Origin of the sequence: Rosistilla ulvae (assembly GCF_007741475.1) — a bacterium.
In the GTDB taxonomy this organism is placed as follows: Bacteria; Planctomycetota; Planctomycetia; order Pirellulales; family Pirellulaceae; genus Rosistilla; species Rosistilla ulvae.
Genome location: NZ_CP036261.1, coordinates 707,540 through 723,258 on the forward strand (window position 1 = coordinate 707,540; position 15,719 = coordinate 723,258).

Annotated in this window: 13 protein-coding genes; 6 read left to right on the plus strand and 7 right to left on the minus strand. The window is 57.1% G+C overall.

What is annotated here, in order from left to right:
• Positions 1-168: 168 nt before the first annotated feature.
• The 3 genes from EC9_RS02675 (at position 169) to EC9_RS02685 (ending at position 3,222) form a co-directional block, all read left to right on the plus strand.
• On the plus strand, positions 169-1,047 hold the full coding sequence (locus EC9_RS02675) for a DUF1559 domain-containing protein (protein ID WP_145342141.1): 879 nt from the start codon (positions 169-171) through the stop codon (positions 1,045-1,047).
• 89 nt (positions 1,048-1,136) lie between these two features.
• Positions 1,137-1,442, plus strand: a complete 306-nt coding sequence (locus tag EC9_RS02680; protein WP_145089823.1) for a hypothetical protein — start codon at positions 1,137-1,139, stop codon at positions 1,440-1,442.
• A 121-nt stretch (positions 1,443-1,563) separates the two neighbouring features.
• A complete protein-coding gene (locus EC9_RS02685; RefSeq protein ID WP_218934538.1) occupies positions 1,564-3,222 on the plus strand; it encodes an exo-alpha-sialidase in 1,659 nt (552 codons plus the stop codon).
• A gap of 147 nt (positions 3,223-3,369) precedes the next feature.
• On the opposite strand, the gene EC9_RS02690 is transcribed toward EC9_RS02685, so the two are convergent.
• The 7 genes from EC9_RS02690 to EC9_RS02720 form a co-directional block, all read right to left on the minus strand.
• Complete coding sequence (locus EC9_RS02690) at positions 3,370-5,487, minus strand: carboxy terminal-processing peptidase (protein ID WP_246105923.1); 2,118 nt, start codon at positions 5,485-5,487, stop codon at positions 3,370-3,372.
• Positions 5,488-5,751: 264 nt separating this feature from the next.
• On the minus strand, positions 5,752-7,809 hold the full coding sequence (locus tag EC9_RS02695; RefSeq protein WP_218934539.1) for a DUF1549 domain-containing protein: 2,058 nt from the start codon (positions 7,807-7,809) through the stop codon (positions 5,752-5,754).
• Positions 7,806-8,324 (minus strand): RNA polymerase sigma factor, encoded by a 519-nt coding sequence (locus EC9_RS02700; protein WP_145342148.1) that lies wholly within the window; start codon positions 8,322-8,324, stop codon positions 7,806-7,808. Before EC9_RS02700 ends, EC9_RS02695 begins: the two co-directional genes overlap by 4 nt.
• Before the next feature lie 82 nt (positions 8,325-8,406).
• Positions 8,407-9,708: a DUF1501 domain-containing protein gene (locus EC9_RS02705; protein WP_246105924.1), complete on the minus strand. Its 1,302-nt coding sequence runs from the start codon at positions 9,706-9,708 to the stop codon at positions 8,407-8,409.
• Between the two features lie 162 nt (positions 9,709-9,870).
• Entirely contained in the window at positions 9,871-11,532 is a 1,662-nt protein-coding gene (locus EC9_RS02710; RefSeq protein WP_145342150.1) for a DUF1549 domain-containing protein, read from the minus strand.
• A 327-nt stretch (positions 11,533-11,859) separates the two neighbouring features.
• A complete protein-coding gene (locus tag EC9_RS02715) occupies positions 11,860-12,645 on the minus strand; it encodes a DUF1570 domain-containing protein (RefSeq protein WP_218934540.1) in 786 nt (261 codons plus the stop codon).
• 64 nt (positions 12,646-12,709) lie between these two features.
• Positions 12,710-13,507: a tyrosine-protein phosphatase gene (locus EC9_RS02720; RefSeq protein ID WP_145342154.1), complete on the minus strand. Its 798-nt coding sequence runs from the start codon at positions 13,505-13,507 to the stop codon at positions 12,710-12,712.
• A 364-nt stretch (positions 13,508-13,871) separates the two neighbouring features.
• Between EC9_RS02720 and EC9_RS02725 the strand changes: the two genes are divergently transcribed.
• From EC9_RS02725 to EC9_RS02735, 3 genes are all read left to right on the plus strand, one after another.
• Positions 13,872-14,423: a c-type heme family protein gene (locus tag EC9_RS02725; protein ID WP_145342156.1), complete on the plus strand. Its 552-nt coding sequence runs from the start codon at positions 13,872-13,874 to the stop codon at positions 14,421-14,423.
• A 99-nt stretch (positions 14,424-14,522) separates the two neighbouring features.
• A complete protein-coding gene (locus EC9_RS02730; RefSeq protein WP_145342158.1) occupies positions 14,523-14,999 on the plus strand; it encodes a DinB family protein in 477 nt (158 codons plus the stop codon).
• Entirely contained in the window at positions 14,996-15,694 is a 699-nt protein-coding gene (locus tag EC9_RS02735; protein ID WP_145342160.1) for an MOSC domain-containing protein, read from the plus strand. The genes EC9_RS02730 and EC9_RS02735 overlap by 4 nt, the downstream gene beginning before the upstream one ends.
• Positions 15,695-15,719: the final 25 nt, after the last annotated feature.

Consider the following 15,719-nt stretch of genomic DNA (forward strand, 5'->3'; position numbering starts at 1 on the left):
ATCGTTGGATCTGGAATGCGAACGGGACACGGCGATCGCGACTAAACGACATGTCAAGAATTGCTTCGGATGGCGTCTCGCAAGACTTGCCGCAGTTCCAGTATCGGGAAGCACTTCTTGCTCTGTCCTTCATTGCAGAAAAACTCTCTCTCCTTTCGGAAGTGAAACATGAAAACGACTAAGAATAGAAACGCGTTTACGCTCGTCGAATTGTTGGTGGTGATCGCCATCATCGGCATTTTGGTTGGTCTGTTGTTGCCGGCGGTTCAGGCCGCACGCGAAGCAGCGCGTCGGATGCAGTGTAGTAACAACATCAAGCAGATGGGCCTGGCTTTGCACAATTACCACGACACATATAACTCCCTGCCGCCAGGATGGATCGATGATTCGACCAATCAGAATCGCATGGGGTGGCCGACGTATCTACTTCCGTTCATCGAGCAATCGGCCGTCTACGACGGGATGAAAAGCGTGGGCGCGTACAATGTGACTTGGTATACGTTGCCTGAAATGACCACTGGCACCGCGGCAGTTCCGACGCCATACGCCAAGATGGTTTTGGATTCCTACGTCTGCCCTTCCGACCCTTCGCGTGGCATCAATGAAAATCTCGGTGGATACGGTAAGTCGAATTATACCGGCGTGGGGGGGGCACACTACATTGCTTCGGGTGGTGCAAACGGAACCTTCTACGATCACTCCTTCATTCGCTTTCGTGACATGCTTGACGGGCTGAGCAATGCGATGATCATTGGCGAGCGGAGCACCGTCGATCAGGCGAGTCGCGGCTTTGTGAAAAAGGGGACGATTTGGATCGGCGCCTATTCTGCGGGTACGTACTACCACAACAATGCGATCGCCAACGCGTCGGTCTACTACAGCCTTAATGGTAAGGCTGGCAACTACAACTTCAGCAGTGCCCATCCGGGCGGAGTCCAGTTTGCGTTTGGAGATGGATCGTCTCACTTCATCAGCGAAACGATTGACCTGATCACCTACCGCGACTTGGCTTCGATTGCTGACGGAAACCCGCTAGGCGAATACTAATCGATTCGTCTGCTCTCAATAAATTCACTGCCGTCGTTCCCGGCTCTGGTGGGAACGACGGCTCTATTTACATCAAAAGGAAATCGATCATGCGTTTTGTATTTGTGTCTCTTCTCGCCTTTACCATCGGATGTGGAGCCGAAGAAGTTGTGGAGCTGCCCGCTCCTGTCGAGAAGACTCAATTGGTTGCGACCATCGATCAAATTGCCGCCACGGGGCAGTTCGATGAAGAAATGCTGACGGGGCTGACCATGGGGCTTGAAGAGGCGGGACTGATGGGCGAAGCCGCGCTTGTTCAACAGTATCCAACCATGGGCGATGAAGCTCAGGTCAAAAAAAAGGCCAAACAGCTTTCCAAAGACGTCAAGAAGAAGCTTGAAGCGGGTGTCGAGTAGTTTCGAGCGAGGCTAAACCTTGTGCGAAGTTGTCGTTGCGGTTCGTTCCTCGTCGCCCCGATCTGAATCGAAGGAGAATCACCGGCCGATTTCACATCGCGGCCCTGCAGCGTATATCATCATGACTCCCCCCCCTTCTCCCTTTGCTCACCTGGAGTTGCTTGTCATGATGTTTCGCTGTGCAGCCTTTCCTTTGTTGTTCGTCTTGGGGCTGATGGCTTCGATTGTTCGAGCGGATGAACCTGTCGCCAAGGAGTATTCCACTGTGATGCTCTCGGGCGACTGGGTTCCAGACGATCCTCATCAAATTGATTTCGACAACCTGCCGAGGATACCGTCGCAGCATGTTGTGATCAGCGATGTCCGGAAATCGAAGGGGGTGCATCAGCACAATTATTTGACCTTCCACGATGGGAAATATTGGGCGATGTGGAGCGATGGTCCAGCGGTTGAGGATCGTGTTGGTCAACGCGTTTCGTACGCGACCAGCATGGACGGGATCGATTGGAGCAAGCCATGGTACCTAACGCCCGAACCGCCGGGATCGGGGAAGGGTTCCAAATATTACAACACGCGCAGCAGCAAAGGCTTTCGTTGGATCTCGCGTGGCTTCTGGCAGCGCGATGGCCAGCTGCTCGCTCTCTGTTCGCTCGACGAAGGAGCGGGCTTCTTCGGCAAAAGTCTCCAGTTGCGGGCATTCCGCTGGGACGTTCAGAAGGGTGTTTGGGGCGACCATGCCTTAGTGCACGAAAACGCCATCAACAACTTCCCGCCCAAAAAATTACCCGGTGGCGATTGGATGATGTCGCGGCGAACGTGGGACTACAAGAAACGTGGCGTCGATTTTTTAGTCGGTGGCGTCGATGCGGTCGACGACTGGGATTCGTTTCCTGTGCTTGGCACGAGTCAGGAATTGGCGGCCGAAGAGCCGTATTGGTGGGTGCTGCCCGGTGGGCGTTTGACGGCGTTGTTCCGCGACAATCGTCGCAGCGGATACCTGTACCGATCGTTTTCCGAAGACGGCGGCCGGACGTGGAGTCGGCCGCACCGCACCGATTTTCCCGATGCGCGGTCGAAGTTCAGCGGAGTTCAGTTGGCGGATGGTCGCTATGTATTGGTCTCCAATCCACATCCAAAGCAACGCGATCCGTTGGCTCTATCGGTAAGCGACGACGGTGTTGTCTTCAAGAAGATGGGCTATCTCGCTGGAGGGCGGCACGTCGATTATCCCCATGTGATCGAACACCGCGGGCATCTGTTGGTCGCCTTCGCCACGCAAAAGCAGACGGTGGAAGTGCTGAAGATCAAGCTGGAAGATCTCGACGCATTGGCCATGCCCGATAAAACGCTGGCCGTCCCGCCGCCGTATCAACCGAAAGCTGGCGATACGATTGTGGATGCCGGCAGCAGCGATCAAGTGACCGTCACGGGGCCATGGAGGTCGAGCGACCGCGATTCCGAGCGGCATGGCGACGGCTATCTCGTTCTCGATCCATCAGCTGGTGGCGCGGTTCGCTTCGACTTGAACGTGCCTGAAGAGGGAACCTACGAGATCTTTGCGATGTGGAGTGCCCGAGGACAACGCGCGAAGGATGTTCCGTTTGCGATCACTCACGACGATGGGACGAAGACGGTCCGCGTCGATCAGGGACGCGATGGCGGTGTCTGGAACAGCTTGGGAACGTATTCGTTCTCCCCGGCGAAGGCGTCGGTCGAAGTGGCTATCGAGAAGGCGAAGAACTACGTCATCGTCGATGCCATCCTGGTCGCACCGCGCTGATAGATTTGATGCGGATCCGGCGGCGTTCTTCCCGTTGTGGTCAATCCAAGTGGTCGAGTTGTCGGTAGCGTGGCGCAAAAGAAAACAGGTGATGTCCGCTGGTAAAGCGGACACCACCTGTTGATGAATCGATCAATTAGCTTGCGTTCAGTTGGCGCGTGCCAGGTTCTGACGCTTGAGCGCTTCGACGTAGTCGCGAGTGATGTTCAAGACTTCGTCGTTGTAGAAGTTGTGGCGGAAGACTTCATCGTCGGGCATCTCGGCGTCCAGCAATTGCTTCTCCTCTTCCTTCTGTGAATCGAGTTCTTTGCGTCGGGCGAAGAACTTGTCTTCTTGCAGCGAGACAAACTTCTCCGATTTCTGTCGTTGGTACGATTCGATACGACGCAACAGGTCGACGAAGTCCTCGGACTGTTCGATCCGTTTTGCCGATCCGGTGCGGACGGTATTCAAGACATCGTTGCCCAGCATGCTGTATTTACGATGCTTCGTCTTTTCGACGCGGTCGTGCTCGAGTGCGTACTCCAAATCCGCTTCGCCAACATCCATGTGCGTGGTCAGCGAAGGCAAGATGATGTCGGCTTTGACGCCTTCCTTTTGCGTGCTTTCGCCATCGGGCAGGTAGAATTGCTGCAGCGTGACTTTCAGAGCGCCGAAGTTAGGGGCGCGATTGCTGTGGAGGATCTCTTGGCCAAGATCCATCAGCGTTTGTACGGTCCCTTTCCCGTGGGTTGCCACGTCGCCAACAACGATTCCACGACCGTAGTCTTGGATCGCACCGGCTAGAATTTCACTGGCACTTGCGCTGAACTTGCTGGTCAGTACGACCAACGGTCCGTCCCAGGCAACGCCGCTGTCTTCATCCGCATAGGGAGTGACGCGTCCATCGCTGTCCTTCACCTGGACAACGGGGCCTTGGTCGATGAACAGGCCGGTCAGGTTGATCGCTTCGGTCAAGCTGCCGCCACCGTTCATCCGCAGGTCCAAGATAACCGCGGCGATGCCATCGTCTTTGAATTCGTTCAAGCGGTCGCGAACGTCCTTGGTGCTGCTGCGGTAATCGCGGGCATTGCGGCGAGCGGCTTCCATGTCCAGATAGAAGCTTGGTAGGCTGATGTAGCCGATTTTCATCTTGGGGCCGGTTTCGCCGTCGGTCTCGACGACCTGGCTGCGAGCAGCGCTGTCTTCGAGTTCGACCTTGGCACGCGTGATCGTGAGGATCTTGGTCTCGCCGGTGCCGCCCGATTTGATGCCCAGTCGGACAATCGTGCCAGCGTGGCCGCGGATTTGTTCGACCACGTCGTCCAGTGGCATTTCGACGATGTCGACCATTTCGCCATCGGTCCCCTGCCCTACGCTGACGATATAGTCGTCGGCTTTGAGTTCGCCCTGCTTGTCGGCCGCTCCACCAGGGATCACTCGCGAGACGACGGTGTGGCCATCTTTTTCACGCAGTGCCGCTCCGATCCCTTCCAGGTTCAGACGCATCATGATGCGGAAGTTGTCGAGCGATTTGGGCGACATGAATGTTGTGTGCGGATCGTAGCTGGTGGTGACCGAAGTCAGGAACAGTTCCAGCAGTTGATCCGAATCGGTCTCGTGCCAACGCTTTTGGTTTCGCTTGTAACGACGCAGCAGTTTGGCTTTGGGGTCTTCCAGGTCTTCTTTGGTCGGTTTGTATTCTTCGCCCGATTCTTCCGCCTTGCGTTTCCGCTCGACGGCTTCATCTTTGGCGACCAGCAGGTTGAATTTAATCTGACGACGCCAACGGTCCTTCGCCTCTTCAGGAGATGTTGGATAGCGGGCCGCATCGGGTTCCACGACGATCGATTCGTCGACGGTGAAATCGAAATCTTCGGTCAACAGTGTTTCAGCAACCGCGACGCGTTCATCGATGCGTTGCAGGAAACGTTTGAAGACGACATAGGCGACATCGAGGTCGCCTCCCTTGACCATGTCGTCGATCGTCAAGTTGTACTTGCTGAATTCATCAACATCCGATTGGTAGAAGTAAAGTTTCATCGGATCGAGCGCCTTCAGGAACAACTCCATCGCGCGGGTACTCAGTTCGTCGTTGAGTGCGGTACGCGATACGTGTCGACGTTCCAGCAAGGCTGCGACGATCTTCGCCACATTCTGGTCGGTCTTGGTGGGGGCGACCAGATCTTCGGCATCGCAGCGTGTTGCCTGCGGGGCGATGAATGAGATCGTGCAGAAGGCCAACAGCAGCAGCGGTCGGGCAAAGCGAGTTTGGGGAGACGTCATTGAAGCCATACTTGAATTCCGATTTGGTAAAGACACGTGGCGTCGGACAGGCGAACCTTGATCCACGGTGTTCATAGTAGAACAGGGTTCAAGATATCACAAGTTCGATCGGCTGATAGCAAATAGGCCCCGTTGCGGTTGGCGGGGAGGAGTTGGGCCGAGGCAAGGCGGCCGATTCGTTTTGGCAGCGGGATGCAGATCGGCTTGGCGTGAGGCGAGTCTAGTGAGCCTTTGCGGCGATTTTCCTGTTGGAAATCGTCGGTTTTACGGTCCCGTGTCACTCAATCGGATCGCCCACCAGAGCTGATTTAGAGCGGCTTCGTCGCTGTCGGTGAGTCGGCGGATTCGCTTCGCCGCCTCCAACTGTTGGTCGCTGGTGTGAGGGTTTCCTGCGACATAGAAAAGATGTTTTACTTGTTGGTCAAAGCCACCATTTTTGCTTAACGCCGCCAGCCAGCCCGCAGGCAGGTTGCTGGAATCGAGGCTGGAGGGGAATGCCCGGCGGAGGGCTTCGGTCCGCATTTGGGCTTTCGTTTTTTGGTTGGGCTTGGCGGCGGAACCGTTGTCGGTCGCTTGAGCTAAGAGGCCCGATGGTGCAACCAGCGATCCCTTTCCGCTGGCGCGGTTGAACGTCTCGGTTGCGGCGACCAGTTCCTCGAACGACCAGTCGCGTGGTTCGTTGGTGAAGCCGGCGAAGGCACGCTGTTGAATCTCTGACCGATTCAGCAGCGCCTTGGTGGCGACGAGCGAATCTTGGTCGAAGGGGGAGAGTGTCGATTGCAGTCGCATCGGGCGTGCCGCGATAATCCAAGCCACTGCCGCGCCGAGGTCGTAATCGTAAGCTTGCAGTTGTTGTGCCAGGAGGTTTCTCGCCGCGACGAAGGCTTCGTCGGCTGGCGGTGCAAGCGGGTCGCTGGTCCGACCGACGATGCGATTGCCGTAGATGACTTTCCAGAGTCCGTTGACCGTCGCACGCGCCAGTTGGTCGCTGTGCCCGATGCCAGCGGCCAGGTCGCGAAGGTTTGTTGGCCCGTCGGAGGTTGTTGTGTTGCCGATCCAGTCGCCGACGACGGCTGGTGATGCGACCAATTGGCGGCCGTCTTCGGATTCGTAGAAGACGGCATCTTGGGAGCGGTCGCGTTGAAGGTCCAATGCGATCTTCAAGCCCCCCTGCTGCCCCAATTGCCACTGGACGCCTGTCTGGAAGACGGCGTTTAGATTCCAGTAGTTCCGCTGCGTGACGTTCCCTTCCAGCGGGTGTGCATGGCAGCGTCCACAGGCGACATCCATGTCAAGCAGGACATCACAAAACTGATTGGTCAACGGAATCGCGGAAGCTCCCGCCAGGCCAGCCATCCAAAGCGTGGCCGGTTTAAACTCGGGGTCCTCAGGAGAGGAGGAGCCTTCGGATGTGAGCAGTTCTTGGACGAGGGAATCGAAGGCTTGTTCGCCACGGAAGGTGGATGCAAACAGCTTGCCCGCTTCCGACTTTTGGGCTGCCGAGAGCCGATTCCAGGCGGCCTCACCGAGCAGGTGTTGGGCCCAGCGGTTTCCCAGGTGATTGGATGTCTGTTGGTCGTCAATGTATTGATCGATCAATGCATTGGTATCGCCAGCCAGCAGGTTACGAACCGCTTCGGTATCGAGCACCTCTGCCGTGGAGCGGCCAGCGACGACTGTCGCAAGCCGTTGGATCAATTCATCGGATGAGACTTCGTTTTGCGGGCGGATGTCCATCCGCTGCCAAGCCTCTGCCAGTAATTCATCGACTCGCGAAATGATCTCTTCGGAGGGCAAGCGATCCATCTTGGGGCGGTCGGCAACATGTGTCGACGTGGGGGCCGGGGATGTCTTGGCTGGTGGTGTACCAAACGGAACGTCCTTAATTCCGATTTCAAAATTGCCGCGTGGCGCCGCATCGTGGACTATCGTTTCTGCCGTCGGTGCATCGATTGTCGGAGCGATGTCGCTGTGAGGGTCAGCCGCCGCAACGGCTTGCTTTTTCGTCGGTCGGGGAGCGGCGGTGGGGGCGTCGTGTTGCGCGATCGATGCATCGCCGGGGATGGGCTGCCGTTGGTGGCTTCGTTCCCAGAGGTAACCGGAGACGGCGATCAGCAGCGCGGCGGCCAGTGTCAAAGGGAGCCAAGCATCCGAGCGGCGTTTGGTGGTAGGTGTGGTGTCGATCTGTGGCAAGCCGACGACGGGGCTCTGTTCGGCTTCCAGGATCGCAAGCACCTGGGCCGAGACATCGGGGGGCGCAGATTCCCCCAGGGCCTCGCTCAGCATCGTATCCAGCAGACGTTCGTCGGCTGGGTCGTTCATGTCAGTTTGGTTTGAACGCATTCTTTTAGTTGTTGCTTTGCACGCTGTACCAAATTCTTGGCACCATGTTCGGTGATCCCTAATTTATCACCAATTTCGACTCGATTCGCATCGTCGGTAAATCGCATTCGGAGTGCCAGTTGGGCTCTTTCGGTCAGCCCGTTAAGGCATTCTTTCAGAGCGCTGACAAACTCCTCCCCATCCTCTTCGGCGCCGATCCAGCGATCCCAGACCGCATCGAGCGATTCGACCGCGGCGACCAGGTGCATTCGCTTGTCGCGACGCTTCAAAGAGATGAACAGGTTTCTCGCGATTCGCCGTAGGTAGGCCGCAGTCGCTTCATCACTGTATTGGTTAAACGGTGGACGTCGCAGAATGGTCAGAAAGGTCTCTTGAGTGAGGTCGTCGGCAGTCGCGTTGTCGCAACCGAGCAAGCGCAGGTATCTCCAGACGCCAGCTTGGTGGCGAGTGATTAATTCCTGCGGGTTTAAATCAGTTTCGCTTCTCTGCGACACTGCCGATCTATCCACAATCGCTTACTGAAACCTTCTGAACCTCCTGGTTGTGCGAGATCCAAATACCTTTCATCTGTTGGCCTTAAACGAACAGATCCTTGATGATTTTGCCACCGCCGGCGATCTTCATCGGGCGTCGGTTATTGGCAGTATACGTGGTGTCGGGTGAAATCCCCAAGGCTTTGCAGACCGATGTCATCAGATCCTCGGAACTGAACGGTTCGGTTTCGACAGTCGTACCGTCGCTGTTGGTCTCGCCGATGGTGATGCCTCCCTTGATTCCCGCGCCGCCGACAACCACGCTCCAGGCTCGCGCGAAGTGGTCGCGGCCGGCGTTTTGGTTGATCCGCGGTGTGCGGCCAAATTCACCCATCCAGATGATCGCGGTGTCCTGCAGCATCCCGCGTTGCTCCAGGTCTTCGGTCAACGCGCTCATCGCCTTGTCGAGGACTGGCAGGTGCCGGTTTGTTAGCGTGTTGAAGATGTCGCTGTGGCTGTCCCAGCCCCCCAAGTCGACTTCGACAAACGGAACGCCCGCTTCGACCAAACGACGTGCCAACAGGCAGCCTTGGCCAAATCCGCCTCCACCCATGCCCATGCCGGTTGCGCCGTATCGCTCTTTCACCGCTTCGGGTTCTTCGGAAACCTTGAACGCTTGCATCTGTTCGCTGGACATCAGGTCGAAAGTCTTCTTCAGGACCTTCTGGTGATCTTCGGCTGCGGTGCCACGGTTCTTTTTGACGAAGTCTTTCTCGATCAGATCCAACGCCGCCATCCGTTGCATCAAACGCTGTTGTTCCAGCTTCATCTGCAAGTTGCGGATCTGGCCGTTGCTAGTCACAGCAAACGGAGCCCAGGCCATCCCCAAGAAACCGGGGCCAGCGCTGCCACCACCAACGGTCACGAAAGGAGGGATCTCCAGTTCGGGGCGTTGCCCGATCAATTCGTGTGCCAGCACCGAGCCGTAGCTGGGGTGATCGATGTTGGGGTTGGGAACAAAACCGGTGTGCATGTAGTAACGACCGCGATCGTGATCCGCTTCACGCGTGCTCATCGATCGGATGACCGCCATGTGATGCATCTGTTTCGCCATCAACGGCATGTGTTCACAGATCTGCCCGTCGCCCGATGTGCTGATCGGTTTGAACGGACCTCCGGTGGGGGCGCCTGGCTTCATATCCCACATGTCAATCGTCGACGGGCCACCCCCCATCCACAACAGAATCGCTGACTTGCGATTTTTTTTCAGGACGTCGGCGTTGGCTTTGAGTGTTTGCCCCAGCGTAAATGCCGCGCCCGCCATCGCTGCGGAGCCGCCTGCCATGTGACTCATGAAGTGTCGGCGAGTCATCCCGGCGGGCGTGGTCCATTGGCTGTTAAACATCGGGTCTCTCCAGAGGGGCTGCGTAAAAGTAAGGCGATTTCGGCGGGGGGGCCGTCGAGCCGATTGTGTTTATTGTTGGATCGGTGTTCGATGCAGCGTGTCGCCAAGACACGCCGCTGTTTCGTTGACTTGGAAAGGCGTTGAGCCTTCCCACTGGTTCAATCAGTGGTTGATGATGAATTCGTTGCTGTTCAGAATCGCCCACCACATATCTTGCAGCATCGCCGCTTGATCTCCCTTGCGGGCAGCCAGCAATTTATTGGCGATTGTCAATTCATCGCGCGATGCCCGTCGTCCCATTCCGGCGAGGAATAGACGGTGGACCTTGTCGCCTGGCTTCATGTTTTCGCGAGCCAGGTCGCCAAGGAAGCTGCCGCTGTCGGTCGTGGTTGAGTTTCGGACCAGGTCGCCGTTGAACATCATCAAGGCTTGAGGGATCGATCCGTTAAACGATGTCGATTCATCTCCCTCGTCGGTTCCGAACGCTGTCACGAATTGTTGCAACCACCGGTTGCGTTCAGCCTCTTGGCTTTCATAGGAACCTCGGGCGCTCGCCTTGTTTGTCGAGACAAGCGATTGATACAGTTGTTCGGCCGACATTTGGCGAAGGTAGAAGTGGGTGAACTTCGGCGGTTCGCCTTGTTGTGGATCGTCCGATGCATTGGATCGGGTGGTCTGGCTGCTCAATCGATACGGCTCGCTGAGCGCAATCCACTGGATCAATTGTTTTAGATCAAAGCTGGCTTTGCGGAATTCGGCCCCCAGTTCTTCCAACAGCATTGGATGCGAAGCGACGTTGTGCGGTCCCAAATCGTCGACAGGTTTGGTGAACGCATATCCCATAAAGTGAGCCCACATGCGATTCACGATCATCTTGTCCATGAACTCGCTCTCGATCATCATCTTGCCGAGTGCTTCGCGGCGATTGACATCGCTGACATACCCGCTGACGTCGACTTCGGTGCCGTCCATGAAGACTGGGCCGGCAGTTCGGGTGACGCCATTGCGAAGTTCGTAGAAGACGATCGCTTTGGAGGGATCACCCGCTTCCCCTGCAAAATCTTCATCGACCAATTCGGCATGCGAGACGTCGCGGGTTCCTTCGGCATAACGACGCAAGGCGCGGGTTTGTCGGAAGAACGAATTGAACTCCCAGAATTTCTGTTGCTTCCATTGGTTGAATGGATGGTTGTGGCACTGCGTGCATTGCACCTGCAGTCCCATGAAAATTCGCGAGGTCGACGACGTGGCCAATGTCGCTTGGTCCTCGTTGACCTTCATCGCCAGAAAGTTCGTGGCACCATTGAAGTTTTCGGTCCCCGGTTTGGTGCTGCCCGTCGCTGTGACCAGTTCGAAAACCATGTCGTTGTAGGGCTTGTTGCGAGCGAACGAATCTCGCAGGTATTTGCTCATCCCCGGTCGGCTGGTCAGCGAATTCCGTTCATTGCCGCCGGTTTGACCGATCAGGATGTTGGTCCAAACCGTCGCCCAGTTGCGGGCATATTCTTCGGTATAGCGATCGTCATGCAACAGCATGTTGACCAGGCGATGGTCCTTGTCGGCCCCTTTGTCTTGTAGGAACGCGTCCAATTCCGCGGGGGTTGGAATCCGGCCGATGATGTCCAAGTAGACGCGGCGGCACCACTTTCCATCGGGGGATGCCGGCGATGGCTTCAGTTCGTAATCGATCCAACCCTGTTGGATATGCTTGTTGATCAGTTGAGTCTGGCTGGGCAAGTTCGATTGCGCACAGGCCCAACTGGCTGGAAGCAGCGCGGCCAAGACCACTGCGATTCGCGTAATCGTTTGTGGGCATAAAGTCATTTTGTAACGTCCCGTCGTGGGTCCCAGGTGTGGGGGGTGCATTGCTTTGCTTCTCTCTACGTTTGAACGGCTCCCGAGCCAAATCGTACTCAGCGAATCTTCGTTCATTATCGTGTAAAGCCTTACTTATTTTATATACCACGTCGTGCAAAGTCTGCTGTATTGCACGAATTGCCAGCGATCGGCGCGATTCAAGGCGCGTCTCCAATCGTCGTGCGGATTTCCCGTCCTTGGGAGGGAATTGCGGAGAAGGAGACCGTTGGCGGGCGATGCTTTGGGGGCAAGGTTTGCTTCGCTGCTGTTATGGATGCCTTGTCGGGCTGTCGATTAACGTTGGAAATGAGCTAGATAGCGAGATTTCCAGTCCGGTAGCTCTGTTGCGACGCGGCGGCTCAGTTGCCCCGGAGGGGAATGGGCTTGCAATTCTTGTAAAAAACGAATCAGCACGCCCCGCGATTGGTCGCTCTCGTGCAGTAGAAAGTGGACCCAGGACCACGCTTCTTGATATTCGGTCGCCCCCATTGCGGAGAGATCGCCGACAGCTTCGAGCGATTCGATCGAGGGGACCTGTCGCCAAAAAGCCTTCCGCCGCGTGCTCGCTTGGTGGATGTGCTGTCGCGCAGCGTCTGTCGGGGGGCTTTCGAAGTATTCCGCTAGACCTTCGTCGAGCCACAGCGGGACGTAGGGGAGCGAAGCGTTCAGCAGCGCATGGGAGGTCTCGTGCCGCAGGTCGATGTGCATCTGATCGCTCTTGTACGCGAAGACCATGCCGGGCCCGCGTCGCTTGATAAAGAGCGCTCGACGAAATGGGACGTTGGGGAAGTAGCGCTGCATGTACCCTTGGTAGTTCGATTGATGTTCGAACAGGATCAAGTGGATCGGTTCGGGGTAGATCTCGATCTGCAGCGTCTTCTTTAGATCCGCTTGCAACGATCCCAGTTGGGCGACGATCTGCGGATCGGCGGCGACGTTGAAGTCTGAATGGAGCGCAAACTGGCCGATCTGCGCTTCGAACGGCCACCGATTCGCTGTGCTCGTCTGGGCATCGACGACACCACCGCACAACACCCCGGCAAACATTAGCACCAGGCGGAGAAGGTTGGTTGTATTCAATCGATCACCGTCGGCGTGCATGTCGGTCGGGGGAGTCGTTTAGGATTTGAGGCGGTGGGAACCGTTAAGCGGCCTGTCGTTTCAGGATCCGGTCCATCCAGCCGCGGCGTTTGATCGGCGGCAGTTTGGCGACGGTCTTCCCGTTGACGACCGCCAGCGGATTGTGGCAACAGATCGCGGTGGCATACGCTTCGCCAACCAGTTCGCTGGCGCGGTCGAAACTGCGCCGCATCAATGGCTTGCGTCGCCGCGTGCCGTGAGCGTCCGAAGCGATGAAATGGGTTAACCCATTTTGCAGCAACCATTCGCTCAACTTCTTCGGTGCGCTACCGAAGACACCCGTCAGGCTGTCGGCGGTGATCTGCATCAGGCAACCTGCCTGAACCAGCGGTGGAATCAGTTCGGGGCGTTTTAAGATCCCTTCGTTCCGCTCGGGGTGCGAAAGGATCCCGACCATTCCCAGCTTCTTTAAGTTGGCCAGTACGGGTTCCAACGGAAAGTAGAGTTCGTGTGGTAGTTCCAACAGCACGTGTTTGCTGCGGTCGGACAGCGAGACGCAGTCGCCGCTAGCCAAGCGTTCGATCATATCCAAATCGATCCTCACGTCGGCACCGGGGCGCACGACCAGCGGGATCTCTTGCTCTTGCAGGCGGGTTTGGAATTCGGCGGTCAACCGTCGGATCTCATCGCCGGTTGTCAGCGAATATTGTCCCAGTTGATGCGGAGTCAAAACGGAGCAACGAATGCCATCCTGGACAGCAATCCTTGCCATCGCGAGCGATTCGTCCCAGTCCCTCGCGCCATCGTCGATACCCGGCAGCAAATGGCAGTGAATATCAATAAAAGCGAGTTCCTCGTCCATCCAACGACATCCTTGTCACGGTGATTGAAGCGATACGTTGGGGAATCTCCCATCGAGTCCAAACGCTGTCAAGTTCATTCGCTGCGATCGTCGGCGATTCGGCGGTCACGAGACCCTTTGGTCTGGCGAATCGCTGCGCCAGGACAAGTATTTGCTAGCGTTGGCGGGGTCGCGATGGAGTCGCTGGCAATGCGGAACCGCCGCTGCGTCAATCTGTGACATAGGTTTCAGTTGACCCTTGCGGCGGTGGCAGTTAGAAAGATGCATGGTTTTTGCAGCTTTGTCGGTGGGCGATCGATCCTGGTCCGCTGCTGCTGTTCACGCCCCCCCCTGCCCTGCCCCGCCTTTTTGTTGGTACCACACGATGAAATACAGAGTCACCGCGTTTGGAGTCTTCTTCGCCATCGGATGCTCGCTGGTAACGCTTCGCGCCGAACAGCCGGAGGCCGATCCGGCTTCCAAGCGAGTTGCCGTGGCGAGTTCCTTAGTGGAAGCTCGCAGCCGGGCGACGCTGTTGCACGAAACAATTCATGGCACGCTGCAGGTCGTCCATCGCGATCTGTTCGACGAGGACGATGCCCACACGATTCCGTCGGCATCGTTGGAGGACGTCTTCCACGCGATGGCCGACAGCTTTCAGGTCGAGATGAAATGGTTGGTCGTGAATACCGATGTTGTGAACGTCGACCATCGCCCCGAAGATGAATTCGAACACGCGGCGGTCAAAGCGTTGGCGGCGGGGAAACCCTATTTCGATCGCGTGCAGAAAGATCGGTATCGCTTTGCGGGCTCGATCCGCTTAGCCTCACAGTGTTTAAAATGTCATGTCAAACATCGCACCAGCACTCACGATCGGACAGCCGGTCTGTTGATTTCGATGCCGCTGAAGTTGGACGCTGCGGCAACGCAGGAGTGAACCCGTGGCCCCGGCCCTCGTGGCGGATTGGGTGCTGCTTGGTGAGTCGATGCGATTTTGGCTGCTGAAATTTTGCTTGGGAACCTAGGGAGAGATCGCATGGCGTTGAATCCGTTGATCGAAGAATACGCTGCCGGCGGTGCGGTGTTGCGAAGGGCTGTCGCTGGTTTTTCGGAGGCGCAGTTCGATGCGGTGCCGATACCGGGCAAATGGTCGACGCGGCAGGTGCTCTGCCATATCGCCGACTTTGAATTGGTCTACGCCGACCGGATGAAGCGAGTGATCGCCGAGGACGAGCCAACGTTTTTCGGCGGCGATCCCGACCTGTTTGCCGCGGGGCTGGCTTATGACCAGCGCGACGCCGAAGAGGAGTTGCAGTTGGTCGAAGCGGTCCGTGCTCAAGTGACGCGAATCTTGCGAACGCTGGATGACGCCGATTTCCAACGTATCGGGAACCATCATGAAGACGGCCCGCTGACGCTCGCGGCGCTGTTGGAAAAGATCGCGGGGCATCTGCAGCATCACGTCCGCTTTATCGAAGAAAAGCGAGTTGTCCTCGAGGGGATGCAGCGATGAACGGTTCGCGGCAAGCCGAATTGTTGTCGGTGCAAGTGGGGCTGCCGCGGACGATCACGGCCGATAAGGAATGGACGACGGGGTTCTGGAAAGAACCGATCCGTGAGCCGTTGTGGCTGGGGACGACCAATCTGCAAGGAGATGGTCAAGCCGATCTCGTTAATCATGGCGGGCCTCACAAAGCGGTCTGCGTCTATTCCGCCGCCCATTTTCCGGTCTGGCGGGAAACGCTTGGGATCGACGACTTGGGGGCCGGCGCGTTTGGTGAGAACTTTACCGTCGCCGATCTGACCGAAGCCGATGTTTGTATCGGCGACGTCTGGTCGGTTGGCGATGCCGTGGTTCAAGTCTCTCAGCCGCGGCAGCCGTGCTGGAAATTGGCAAAGCGTTGGGCTATCAAAGACCTCGCATATCAAGTGCAACAGACGGGGCGAACCGGTTGGTATTTTCGTGTGCTCGAAGAGGGATTGGTCGGGCCGGGGATGCGGTTGCGACTGCAGCAACGGCAGTGGGACGATTGGACGGTCGCTGCCGCCAATCGCGTGATGCATCACGACAAGCAGGATCTCGAGGCGGCGGCGGAGTTGGCCGCGGTGCCAACGCTTTCGCCCAACTGGCAAGCGACGCTGAACAAGCGGATCGCCAAACAGCCGAAGGTCGACGAGAGCTTGCGGCTCGATGGACCCGGCGGTTGAACGCGACAGTTGCGTGGGCGCGTTT